Below are 11,181 nucleotides of genomic sequence, written 5' to 3'. Positions count from 1 at the left end.
GCCATAAAGCGTTGAATGCGTCTGTAACTGCTTGAAGCATCTACAGATGTATCAAATCCAGCAGATAACTTTACAAAATTGACAGACTTAACTTTGCATAGAGCGTCAATAAACAAACAGATAAGACGGATCCTGGCCAAGTTGAGATGTCCTTTGAAATGAGCTTTGAATAGTGCTAATAATTGAGTATCTTTAATACCTGTACTGGAGTTCTTTTTTAAAGTCATTACTTGAAGAATAATGCTTTAATATACTGAATTCCAGTATTTTATGCAATATAAAGAAGATTAAAATTCACTTTACTTTGTTAAAAATCAAATAGTTAAACAATTTTTGTCGTGTACTAAATAGTTTTAGTTAAAACCTTCGCCATTCAATCGAATGAACGAAGGTTTTTTTATTTCACTAAATTTGCAAACTCATCTTCAGTGATGATCTTTATACCAAGTTTTTCAGCCTTTTGAAGTTTACTAGGCCCCATTTTATCTCCAGCGACCAAATAATCTGTTTTTTTTGAAATTGAACTTGTGTTTTTTCCAGAATTTTTCTCGATCAACTCTTTGATTTCATTTCTTGTAAAACGTGTAAAGACTCCCGAAATCACAATGTTTAAACCCTCAAGTTTATCGCTTTGCTCAGCTAAAGCTTCCTCTGAAAGCTCTAATTGCAAACCGTAATTTTTTAACCTTTCAATCAGTTGTTTATTCTTTTCGATTTTGAAAAAGTCCACAACACTTTCAGCGATACGCACACCAATTTCATCAACTTTTTCCAAGTCTTCTTGGGTCGCATTTTCAATTGCATTGATACTTTTAAAGTGTTTTGCTAAAGTCTTGGCAACAGTTTCACCGACAAAACGAATTCCTAAAGCAAATAACACACGTTCAAATGGGATTTGTTTTGAAGCTTCAATGCCATTGATTAAATTCTCAGCAGATTTTTCTGCCATACGTTCTAAAGGTAATATTTGCTCTTTTTTTAAATCATATAAATCAGCATAATTTTCAATTAAATTTTCACATACCAAAAGCGCCACTGTTTCACCTCCAAGACCTTCAATATCCATCGTTTTACGAGAAATAAAATGCTGAATACGGCCAACGACTTGCGGCGGACAGCCTGCGGCATTTAAGCAATAATGCAAAGCTTCGCCTTCTTCCCTTACAAGTTCAGTTCCGCACTCTGGGCAATTTTTAATATAAATTGTTTTCTGTGAATTTTGGTTGCGTTTCGTAAAATCGACACCCACGATTTTAGGAATAATTTCGCCGCCTTTCTCTACAAAAACAATATCATTTTCACGCACATCTAATTTTTCAATTTGATCGGCATTGTGTAAAGAAGCTCTTTTAACTGTCGTACCTGCTAATTGTACTGGCTCTAAATTTGCCACTGGCGTGATGGCGCCAGTTCGACCAACTTGATAAGCGATTTTTTCGAGTTTTGTACTGACTTGCTCTGCCTTAAACTTATAAGCCATTGCCCAACGTGGAGATTTTGCAGTAAAACCTAATTCTGCTTGTTGTTGTAAGCTGTTCACTTTAATCACAACACCATCTGTTTCGTATGGCAAATCATGCCTGTGTGAGTCCCAATAATTAATAAATTGTAAAACATCATCAATTGAATGCATCAACTCAGCTTGTTTTGGCACATTAAAACCCCATTTTCTTGCTTTTTCTAAGCTTTCGTATTGAGAATTTATACCTAAACGATCGCCAGTTAAATTATATAATAAACACAAAAGCGGTCGCTTTGCCACTTCTCCACTGTCTTGCAATTTCAAACTTCCTGAAGCTGTATTTCTCGGATTCGCATAAGGCTCTTCTCCATTTTTAACACGTTCAGCATTGAGTTTTGCAAAACCTTCATAAGGCAAAACAATTTCACCACGGATATCAAATCTTTCTGGAAAATCATCACCTCTTAATTGCAATGGAACAGACAGAATTGTTTTCACATTCGCTGTCACTTCATCGCCTTGCTGGCCATCACCTCTTGTAACAGCTCTCAACAACTTACCGTTTTCATAAGTTAAACTGATTGAGGCACCATCATATTTAAGTTCGCAGACGTATGAAATCTCTCCTTCAATTTGTTTTTTTAATCGTGCTTCCCACTCTAATAAATCTTCTTTTGAGTAAGAATTTGAAAGCGAATACATACGATAATCATGAACAACTGTCGGGAAATTTTTAGTCACTTCTCCTCCAACTCTTAAAGTTGGTGAATTAGCATCATAAAACTCAGGATGTTTTTCTTCTAAATCTTGAAGTTCTTTCAGCTTCATATCAAATTCATAATCTGATAATTCGGGCTGATCCTGAACATAATACAAATAATTATGCTTGTGTAACTCCTCTCTTAGTTGCTCTATTTTTGTTTTGATATCCATGTTTAAACGTCTTTAAAGACCTGTAAATTTAAAAATAATGATGACTTTTCTGGCTATTTCTGCACTTTCATAAAGCGATCATTTCCTCTAAAATCTTTTTTTAATCCAATTTGAGAAAAGCCTATTTCTCTCAACATTTCTTCTGTTTCTTTTGCTAAATATTGATTGATCTCAAAATAAATCATCGGTTTATTTTTCTCTTTAAAAGCTAGTTCAGCGATTTTCTGATAAAATAGAAGCGGATCATTATCTTTGACGAAAAGTGCTAAATGCGGTTCATTATCCAAAACATTATTTTGCATCTCAGCCTTTTCCAAATTTCTTACATAAGGCGGATTGGAAACAATCACATCAACTTCAGTAGGGAGTTGATTTGCTTTTAGAATATTTTGTTGATAAAAAGTGACTGTTGTATCTAACATCAACGCATTGTGTTTGGCAATTGACAATGCTTCTTGAGAAATATCTAGAGAAAAAACTTTGGCTTTGGGCAAATGTTTTGATAAAATAATCGGGATGCAACCACTTCCTGTCCCGATATCTAAAATCTTAATTTCATCAGCTTTATGAAAATCAGCGATGATCCATTCGATGAGTTCTTCAGTTTCTGGACGAGGAATTAACACATCTGAATTCACATGAAAATTTTCTCCAAAAAATTCAGCATAACCTAAAATGTGTTGAATTGGAACTTGCTTTAAAAGTTGATCAAATTTCTGCTCAAAATCCTTTAATTTTTCATCAGCAAACTCTGTTTCACTTTTTAAATGATGGTCGATTTTTGTGATTCCTAAAACATCCTCAACCAACCAATGATATAAAGATTCAGCTTCATCATTTCCGTAAATTGCTGTTAATTGATTTAATTTTTCTTGCTTAAATTCTTTTAAAATGACTTTCTTCATCCTATAATTTTTTGAGCATCCATACGGTGCAAGCATGATGTCCAGTACTTCCCAAACGATGATCGATGTATTCAAACCCTGAACGCTGATATAGTTTTTGCGCTGCTTTCATCCATGGTAAAGTTTCGATGTAGCAAGACTTAAAATCATTTTCTTTCGCAAAATCCAAACAAGTTTGCATCATTTGAGCGCCTAAACCACGACCTCTCACCTCTGGTTGAAAATACATTTTCTGTAATTCGCAAACATCATCTTCACCACCTTCTAATGGCGAAATACCGACTGAACCTTTAATTTGATTATTTTCAAGTAAAACGAAATATTCACTTCGCTTTTTATCGTAAGTTTCAAACATTTCGTCTAAGCTTTTGTCGGCATAAGCTGTACCTTCTTCTGGTGCATTTTGCTCGATTAAAACCTCACGAATCATCTTTGCAACTTCAGGATTGTCCTTTTTCTGAATTGGTCTAATTTCTATGGAATTCATTCAAATATAATTCTATTTTTGTGATGTGAATATACATGAAAAATACATGTCGCGTTGCATACAACTTGCAAAAAAAAGTTTAGGTTCAACCTATCCAAATCCGCTTGTTGGCTGCGTCATTGTGCATAAAAATAAGATTATTGGTGAAGGCTGGCACGAAAAGGCTGGTGAAGCGCATGCAGAAGTTCGTGCAATTGCATCTGTTAAAAATCATGAATTACTTAGAGATTCTCAGATATATGTGAGTCTTGAACCTTGTAGCCACTATGGGAAAACGCCACCTTGTGCGAATTTAATTATCGATAAAAACATACCTGAAATCATTATCGGCGCTGTTGATCCTTTTGCTGAAGTTTCAGGAAATGGTATTAAAAAACTTTTTGAAGCTGGCAGAAAAGTCAGAGTTGGTGTTTTAGAAAAAGAATGCCTTGATTTAAATAAACGTTTCAACACTTTTCATCAGAAAAAAAGACCTTATATTATTTTGAAGTGGGCAGAAACGCCTGATGGTTTTATTGCTCCCAAAACGCAAGATGAAATTTTTTGGATTAGCAATCCTTATTCAAAACAGATGGTTCATAAATGGCGTAGCGAAGAGGTTGCCATTATGGTCGGTACAAATACAGCCTTAAAAGATAATCCACAACTCAACACAAGGAGTTGGTCAGGAAAGTCGCCAATACGAATAGTAATTGACAAAGATTTGAAATTAAATGAAGACCTACATTTATTTGATGCTTCTGTGCAAACCTACGTTTTTCATGATATTAAATTAAATACCAAAGACAAAAAAAATCTGAATTATATCGCTATTGATTTTAATAAAAATGTTTTAAATCAATTGATGGAAAAATTGTATCAACTTAACATTCACTCTGTCATTATAGAAGGTGGTTCACAAACTTTACAAAGCTTTATTGATCAAAACTTATGGGATGAAGCACGCATATTTACAGGTCAAAACAAATTAAATTCAGGCATAAAAGCACCAAAATTGGATTGTACACCAATCTTAACTGAAAAAATTTCGACTGACATTTTAAACATATATAGAAATGATTAAAACCTTAGTTTTTGATTTTGGTGATGTCTTTTTAAATCTTGATAAAAAAGCAACAGCTTTGAATTTAGCTAAATTCGATCTTTTAGATTTTACTCCTGAAATGTGGGATATCAATAAAAAGTATGAAAAAGGCTTGATGTCAACTGAAAGTTTTATCAATTTTTATTTAGAAGAAAAAAAAGGTCTAACAAAGAAAAGCTTCGTCGATGCATGGAATTCAATTTTAATCGATTTTCCAAAGCATCGTTTAGATTTTATTCAGAATCTCAAGAAAAAACAAGAATACAGACTCATTCTGCTCAGTAACACAAACGATTTACACATTAAATGGGTTGAAGAAAACATTCCTGAATATCCTGAATTTAAAGCTTGTTTTGATCAGTTTTATTTATCACATGAAATCAATTACAGAAAACCAGATGCTGAAATTTTTAAATTTGTTTTAGAAGAAAATAACTTGATAGCGGAAGAAACATTTTTTATAGATGATACAGAAGAACATACAATTTCTGCCTCAAAATTGGGCTTAAAAGTCTGGCATTTAGATCCAAATAAAGACGACATCACTGAATTATTTAACAAAAAATCAGACTTATTTTGATATATCTTTTACTCAGCATCCTCTCCTCTACTTTAATTTATGTGGTTTTTAAATTACTTGAAAAACATAATATTTATAGGTTACATGCACTAATTTTCAACTATCTCATCGCTTTTGTTTTAGGTATGAGCATGCAAAGTGATTTACAATTTTCAGATATTTTAGAGATTCCGAGTAATGATTGGTTTTACGGTGCAGTTGGATTGGGTATCATGTTTATAACAATTTTTAACTTCATGGTGATTACCACACAGAAAAGTGGTTTATCTGTCGTTTCGGTTGCAAGCAAAATGAGTTTAGCGATACCTGTCATTTTTGTTATATTTTATTACGATGAGTCATTAAATACAATGAAAATCTTTGGTATTTTGTTAGCCTTAGTGTCTGTTTATCTTGTTTCTATAAAAACGAAAAAAGGCATCAAAATCGATAAAAAGAATTTAATTTATCCAGCCATTGTCTTTATTGGAAGCGGAATTATTGAAAGTGGCATCAAGTTTTTTGAAAATGATTACATCAAAGAAAGTGATATCGCTATTTTTTCAGCAAGCCTTTTTTTATGTGCCATGACAACTGGTTTGATAGCATTAACACTGACTAGAAAGAACAGAACGACACCGATTAAACTTAAAGCTGTCATAGGCGGATTTTGTTTAGGAATACCCAATTATTTTTCAATCTATTTTTTCATCAATGCTTTACGTATAGAGACATTAAGCGATTCTGCTGTTTTTATTTTAAACAGTGTTAGCATCGTTTTACTATCAACATTAATTGGCATTTTTGCATTTGGTGAAAAATTAATTCCTAAAAACTGGATTGGAATTGCCGTAGCCATTGTAAGTTTAGTATTAATTAGTTTATTTAATTAAAGAGAAATTTATGGAAGCAGATGCTTTTAAAACGATTGATGAGGAAAGTCCTGAAATTCTTTATAAAATAAAATCCAGTAAATTTTTTGCAACAGCTTTCCCTGTAAAGACAGAGGAAGATGTAGAATTAGCTATTGAAAAATTAAGAAAAAAACATCACAAAGCACGTCATTTCTGTTATGCTTGGCAACTCGGACAAAATTACGAACATTACCGTGCCAATGACGATGGCGAACCTTCAAACTCAGCTGGCATGCCTATTTACGGACAACTTCAAGCTTATGAAGTCACAAATATATTAGTTGTCGTTGTGCGTTATTTTGGCGGAACAAAACTCGGTGTTGGCGGATTGATTTCTGCTTATAAAATTGCCGCTCAAATGGTTTTAGATGAAAGCAAAATTATTAAAAAGTTGATTACAAAATCCATTTTCGTGAATTGTAATTATGATATGATGGATCAAGTGATGCAATTAACAAATGATTTAAATCTTAAAATAGTTTCACAAAATTTAGAATTAGATTGCAATTTTGAAATTGAAATTCGCGAAAATAAATATGAAGAATATTTCGAAAAATTCAATCATATTTACGGCTTAAATGTCAGTCAAAAACCACCAAAAAATTAGTCTGAAAGCAAGTCCAAAATTGACTGCGGACATCGCATTGGCCGCCTTGTTTCAGAACTAACAAAAGCATGTACAGTTTTACCTTTGGTTAAGAGTTCATTTTTATCATTATAAATAAAATAATCAAACGAAATTTTAACACTTGGTATTTTTTCCAAAAAAGTTTTTACTAAAATTTTATCACCAAAAACAGTAGGCTTTTTATAATTAACTTCCAATTTTATCAAAGGCAGCATAACACCCTCTTTTTCAAGCTTATCGTACTGCATGCCTTGCTTTCGGAGCCAATCAACTCTGGCTTGTTCAAAATAAATAGCATAATTTGAATGATGTACAATTTGCATTTGATCCGTTTCAGCATAACGGACTTCTATTGGAGTTTGTGTTTCTTTTAACATTTCAAGGGCTTGTCAATTTTAAAATAATTTTACGATAAATAATTCGTTTATAGTATAAGGATTTTTTCTAATTTAAACACGTAAAATTCATTTTTTTATTAAGTATTTTGTTCACATATTTGTCATCTCAAAATTAGTTTATTGAGGTCGATTTAATAACCTTTAAATTCAAGTTTAATTCAATGCAACATACTGCTCATTCAGTCTGGAAAAATTGTCTCTCATTTATTGAGGATAACATTTCTAATCAAGCATATAAGACATGGTTTGAACCTATTGAGGCAGTCAGTTTAACTGAAAACTCTTTAAGCATAAAAGTGCCGTCAAAGTTTTTTTACGAGTGGCTTGAAGAACATTATGTTGAGTTATTAAAATCAGCATTAACCAAAGAACTTGGTAAAGGTGCAAAACTTGTGTATAGCATTAAAATGGAAAATACACAAGGCAAGAAAAAGTCGCATACCGAGAGTATTCCAAGTACACAGCGCTCTAATGTCAGTGCGCAATCAGTTGAATTTAAATCGACTCAAAAAAATCCAGAATTCAAGAATCCTTTTGTGATTCCTGGTGTTCGCAATCTTAAGATAGATTCTCAACTCAATTCAAATTATGGTTTTGAAAGTTTTATAGAAGGTGATGCTAATAGATTAGCTCGCTCAGCGAGTTTAGCAGTATCTAATAAACCTGGCGGAACATCATTCAATCCACTGCTTATTTTTGGTGGTGTTGGTTTAGGCAAAACGCATTTAGCGCATGCCATTGGTTTAGAAGTTAAAGAGAAATTTCCTGATAAAACTGTCTTATACATATCTGCTGAAAAATTTACGCAACAACATATAGAGTCTGTTCGTAAAAATAATAGAAATGATTTTATTCATTTTTATCAAATTATCGATGTTCTTATTGTTGATGACATTCAATTGTTATCAGGCAAGAAAGGAACACAAGATGTTTTCTTCCATATTTTTAACCATTTACACCAAAATGGAAAACAGGTTATTTTGACAAGTGACAAAGCGCCTGTTGATATGCAAGAAATTGAAAACCGTTTGTTATCCCGCTTCAAATGGGGTTTATCAGCTGAACTGATGTCGCCAGATTATCAAACACGTTTATCGATTATCGAAAATAAACTTTATCGCGATGGTGTTGAAATGCCTGAAGATGTCGTTCATTACCTTGCAGAAAATATCAAATCGAATATCAGAGAACTTGAAGGCGCAATTATTTCATTGATTGCACATTCATCCTTCAGCAGAACAGAGGTCTCTATTGATTTGGCACAACAAATTGTCAAAAATTACGTCAAGAAAACAAGTCAGCAAATTTCTATTGATCGCATACAACAAGTTGTTAGCGAATACTTTCAGCTTGATTTAGAATTGATTCAATCCAAAACAAGAAAAAGAAATATTGTACAAGCGAGACAGTTAGCGATGTCTTTTTCTAAAAGGTTGACGAATAATTCTTTAACGAGTATTGGCAAACAAATAGGAAAAAGAGATCACGCAACTGTCCTACATGCATGTAAAACAGTCGATAACTTGAAACTGACAAATAAAGAATTTAAAAAGTTTTACGACGATATTGATAGAAAACTCAAAGAAACATAAATATGAAGACGCGAATATTAATGGTATGTTTAGGTAATATTTGCCGCTCACCATTAGCGGAAGGTATTTTAAAATCTAAATTAGACACCTCAAAATTCTATGTTGATTCTGCAGGAACTTCGGCCTTACATGAAGGTGAACTCCCTTATCAAAGATCAATTGATGTAGCTCAAAAAAATAAACTTGATATTACAGATCAGCGCAGCAGACCTTTCTTAAAATCTGATTTTGAAGATTTTGACTATATTTATGTCATGGATCAATCTAACTATGACAATGTTTGTCAATTAGCTGAATCAGATGCAGACAAGAAGAAAGTCAAAATGATTATGGATGAAGTTCACCCAGAATCGTCAGTTGATGTTCCAGATCCTTATTATGATAGCATCAACGGATTTAACCATGTTTATAAAATGTTAGATGAAGCTAGTCATCAAATAGCTGACAGATTGAAAAATTAAAAAATGAGCGATAATCAATCGAAAGGAAAATTGTTTTTAATCCCTAATTTATTAGGTGATCAAGCGCCTCTTGAAGTGCTTCCGCTTTCAATACGTAAAGTGATTGAATCAATTGATTATTATATTGTCGAGAATGAAAAAGTCGCAAGACGATTTATCAAAACGATTTCTCCCAAAAAGTCACAAGATAAATTACATATTCAAAAACTAAATAAATTTACTTCTGAATTAGAAATACCAGACTTTCTAAATCCTTGCTTAGAAGGTCAAGATGTCGCCATTATCTCTGATGCTGGATGTCCTGGCGTTGCCGATCCTGGTGCCGTGATTGTAGATTTAGCTCACAAAAGTAAAATTGACGTTATCCCACTTGTTGGTCCTTCCTCTATCCTACTGGGATTGATGGCAAGCGGATTGAACGGTCAAAGTTTTGCTTTTAATGGCTATTTACCAATCGAAAAGAATGAACGTAAAAAAAGTTTAAAGAAATTTGAGAACAGAAGTCGCCAAGAAAACCAAACCCAAATTTTTATAGAGACACCTTACAGAAACAATCAATTAATCGATGATTTGTGTAAAGCATTACATCCGTTAACAAAACTCTGCATCGCCGTTGATTTAACAACTGAAGATGAGCTGGTGAAAACCAAAACAGTTGAGCAATGGTGTCAAGAGAAGATTGACATTCATAAACGTCCAGCTATTTATCTCATTCTAGCTTCCTAAAAATTCACTTTTAATTAACGTCCTTTTAAGCTTATGATTGTTTATTTTATTTGATATTTGTATATACAAATGTTGTTAGTACATGGAAGTTAAAAAAATAATTCAATCCAATGAAGCTTTACCGATTGCTAAAGAAACAATGATCAATTTGATTATTAGTTCACAACTTGTACATGACTCTTACAACAAAGTTTTAAAAGAATTTAAATTAAGTCAGCAACAATTCAACGTTTTACGTATTCTCAGAGGTCAGAAAGGAAAACCTGCAAACCTCAAATGCATTCAGGAAAGAATGGTGACGAAAATGAGTAACACAACGAGACTCATTGATAAATTGATTGAAAAAGGCTATGTAGAAAGGCATATTTGTCCAGAAAACAGAAGAGAAATCGAAGTTTATATTACTCAAACAGGTTTAGATATCCTAGACAAGGTAAGCCCTGTTTTAGACGATACTGAAAAGTCATTATCACAAAATCTTACCAATTTAGAGTTGGAAAAACTAAATAAATTATTGAATAAATTAAGAACACATGAATAATATTTTAGAAGAATATAAGTGGCGTTATGCTACAAAAAAATTTAATTCAGAGAAGAAAATCTCAGATAAAGAGATGTCAGTGATAAAAGAAGTGATGCGTTTAGCTCCCTCCTCTTATGGACTTCAACCTTATGAAATTATTATTGTAGAAAATGATAAAATTAGAAAGGAATTATGTGAGAAAGCTGGTATGAATCAGGGTAGTGTAATTTAAACTCTGTCTGGTTCATTTTTTATCCATTTCAAAATCATTCGAAACTTGTTTTCGACTGATTTTGGAATGCGACCTAGCGTCAGCGACACGTGCTGGTTGGGTTCTACCGATATCCAGATCAATTCTATCCTCAAAGATAATATATAATTGCTGAATGGTTGTACTCCAATTGTGCAGTGGGCTTGTCCATTTTTTTTGAATATTCATCGTTGCCAAATAGACTAGCTTTAGAAGTGCTATGTCATTGGTGAAAGCTCCCTTGGTCTTGGTTACTTTT

At 32.8% G+C, this 11,181-nt stretch carries 13 protein-coding genes and 2 pseudogenes; 9 read left to right on the top strand and 6 right to left on the bottom strand.

What is annotated here, in order from left to right:
• From CAP47_RS12440 to CAP47_RS00610, 4 genes and pseudogenes are all read right to left on the bottom strand, one after another.
• Window positions 1-227: pseudogene (locus CAP47_RS12440) on the bottom strand (IS4 family transposase); the annotation flags it as partial.
• 170 nt (window positions 228-397) lie between these two features.
• Window positions 398-2,395, bottom strand: coding sequence for an NAD-dependent DNA ligase LigA (ligA, locus tag CAP47_RS00620; RefSeq protein WP_100774949.1), 1,998 nt, complete (start codon window positions 2,393-2,395; stop codon window positions 398-400).
• A gap of 53 nt (window positions 2,396-2,448) precedes the next feature.
• Window positions 2,449-3,300: a peptide chain release factor N(5)-glutamine methyltransferase gene (gene prmC / locus CAP47_RS00615; protein ID WP_100774948.1), complete on the bottom strand. Its 852-nt coding sequence runs from the start codon at window positions 3,298-3,300 to the stop codon at window positions 2,449-2,451.
• Between the two features lies 1 nt (window position 3,301).
• Window positions 3,302-3,787, bottom strand: a complete 486-nt coding sequence (locus tag CAP47_RS00610) for a GNAT family N-acetyltransferase (RefSeq protein WP_100774947.1) — start codon at window positions 3,785-3,787, stop codon at window positions 3,302-3,304.
• A gap of 25 nt (window positions 3,788-3,812) precedes the next feature.
• On the opposite strand from CAP47_RS00610, the gene ribD reads away from it, so the two are divergent.
• From ribD to CAP47_RS00590, 4 genes are read left to right on the top strand one after another with little or no spacing between them, the layout of a single operon-like run.
• Window positions 3,813-4,850, top strand: a complete 1,038-nt coding sequence (ribD, locus tag CAP47_RS00605; protein ID WP_100774946.1) for a bifunctional diaminohydroxyphosphoribosylaminopyrimidine deaminase/5-amino-6-(5-phosphoribosylamino)uracil reductase RibD — start codon at window positions 3,813-3,815, stop codon at window positions 4,848-4,850.
• Window positions 4,843-5,451: an HAD family hydrolase gene (locus CAP47_RS00600; RefSeq protein WP_100774945.1), complete on the top strand. Its 609-nt coding sequence runs from the start codon at window positions 4,843-4,845 to the stop codon at window positions 5,449-5,451. The genes ribD and CAP47_RS00600 overlap by 8 nt, the downstream gene beginning before the upstream one ends.
• Window positions 5,448-6,323: an EamA family transporter gene (locus tag CAP47_RS00595; protein ID WP_100774944.1), complete on the top strand. Its 876-nt coding sequence runs from the start codon at window positions 5,448-5,450 to the stop codon at window positions 6,321-6,323. Before CAP47_RS00600 ends, CAP47_RS00595 begins: the two co-directional genes overlap by 4 nt.
• A 10-nt stretch (window positions 6,324-6,333) precedes the next feature.
• The gene (locus CAP47_RS00590) at window positions 6,334-6,951 is read left to right on the top strand and encodes an IMPACT family protein (protein WP_100774943.1); all 618 of its coding nucleotides are present in this window, start codon (window positions 6,334-6,336) and stop codon (window positions 6,949-6,951) included.
• Here CAP47_RS00590 and CAP47_RS00585 read toward each other — a convergent pair.
• Window positions 6,948-7,349 carry an acyl-CoA thioesterase gene (locus CAP47_RS00585; protein WP_100774942.1) on the bottom strand — a complete coding sequence of 134 codons (402 nt, stop codon included), beginning with the start codon at window positions 7,347-7,349 and terminating at the stop codon, window positions 6,948-6,950. The two genes, CAP47_RS00590 and CAP47_RS00585, sit on opposite strands and share 4 nt — an antisense overlap.
• Before the next feature lie 182 nt (window positions 7,350-7,531).
• On the opposite strand from CAP47_RS00585, the gene dnaA reads away from it, so the two are divergent.
• The 5 genes from dnaA (at window position 7,532) to CAP47_RS00560 (ending at window position 10,904) form a co-directional block, all read left to right on the top strand.
• Window positions 7,532-8,962 (top strand): chromosomal replication initiator protein DnaA, encoded by a 1,431-nt coding sequence (gene dnaA / locus CAP47_RS00580; protein ID WP_100774941.1) that lies wholly within the window; start codon window positions 7,532-7,534, stop codon window positions 8,960-8,962.
• A 2-nt stretch (window positions 8,963-8,964) separates the two neighbouring features.
• Window positions 8,965-9,423 (top strand): low molecular weight protein-tyrosine-phosphatase, encoded by a 459-nt coding sequence (locus CAP47_RS00575; RefSeq protein WP_100774940.1) that lies wholly within the window; start codon window positions 8,965-8,967, stop codon window positions 9,421-9,423.
• A gap of 3 nt (window positions 9,424-9,426) precedes the next feature.
• The gene (locus CAP47_RS00570) at window positions 9,427-10,149 is read left to right on the top strand and encodes an SAM-dependent methyltransferase (protein WP_100774939.1); all 723 of its coding nucleotides are present in this window, start codon (window positions 9,427-9,429) and stop codon (window positions 10,147-10,149) included.
• Between the two features lie 82 nt (window positions 10,150-10,231).
• Window positions 10,232-10,690, top strand: coding sequence for a MarR family winged helix-turn-helix transcriptional regulator (locus CAP47_RS00565; RefSeq protein WP_100774938.1), 459 nt, complete (start codon window positions 10,232-10,234; stop codon window positions 10,688-10,690).
• Entirely contained in the window at window positions 10,683-10,904 is a 222-nt protein-coding gene (locus CAP47_RS00560; protein WP_100774937.1) for a nitroreductase family protein, read from the top strand. Before CAP47_RS00565 ends, CAP47_RS00560 begins: the two co-directional genes overlap by 8 nt.
• A gap of 12 nt (window positions 10,905-10,916) precedes the next feature.
• On the opposite strand, the pseudogene CAP47_RS12315 reads toward CAP47_RS00560, so the two are convergent.
• Window positions 10,917-11,181: pseudogene (locus tag CAP47_RS12315) on the bottom strand (hypothetical protein); the annotation flags it as partial.

The organism is Psychroflexus sp. S27, from assembly GCF_002810405.1.
GTDB lineage: Bacteria > Bacteroidota > Bacteroidia > Flavobacteriales > Flavobacteriaceae > Psychroflexus > Psychroflexus halocasei_A.
This window is presented reverse-complemented; position numbering and strand designations above follow the sequence as displayed.

Excerpts from the sequence above, each read along its gene's own strand:
- CAP47_RS00610 (WP_100774947.1), bottom strand. The coding sequence starts at position 3,787 with ATGAATTCCATAGAAATTAGACCAATTCAGAAAAAGGACAATCCTGAA.
- CAP47_RS00590 (WP_100774943.1), top strand. The coding sequence starts at position 6,334 with ATGGAAGCAGATGCTTTTAAAACGATTGATGAGGAAAGTCCTGAAATT.
- ligA (WP_100774949.1), bottom strand. The coding sequence starts at position 2,395 with ATGGATATCAAAACAAAAATAGAGCAACTAAGAGAGGAGTTACACAAG.
- CAP47_RS00575 (WP_100774940.1), top strand. The coding sequence starts at position 8,965 with ATGAAGACGCGAATATTAATGGTATGTTTAGGTAATATTTGCCGCTCA.
- CAP47_RS00560 (WP_100774937.1), top strand. The coding sequence starts at position 10,683 with ATGAATAATATTTTAGAAGAATATAAGTGGCGTTATGCTACAAAAAAA.
- CAP47_RS00585 (WP_100774942.1), bottom strand. The coding sequence starts at position 7,349 with ATGTTAAAAGAAACACAAACTCCAATAGAAGTCCGTTATGCTGAAACG.
- CAP47_RS00570 (WP_100774939.1), top strand. The coding sequence starts at position 9,427 with ATGAGCGATAATCAATCGAAAGGAAAATTGTTTTTAATCCCTAATTTA.
- dnaA (WP_100774941.1), top strand. The coding sequence starts at position 7,532 with ATGCAACATACTGCTCATTCAGTCTGGAAAAATTGTCTCTCATTTATT.
- CAP47_RS00565 (WP_100774938.1), top strand. The coding sequence starts at position 10,232 with ATGGAAGTTAAAAAAATAATTCAATCCAATGAAGCTTTACCGATTGCT.
- prmC (WP_100774948.1), bottom strand. The coding sequence starts at position 3,300 with ATGAAGAAAGTCATTTTAAAAGAATTTAAGCAAGAAAAATTAAATCAA.
- CAP47_RS00600 (WP_100774945.1), top strand. The coding sequence starts at position 4,843 with ATGATTAAAACCTTAGTTTTTGATTTTGGTGATGTCTTTTTAAATCTT.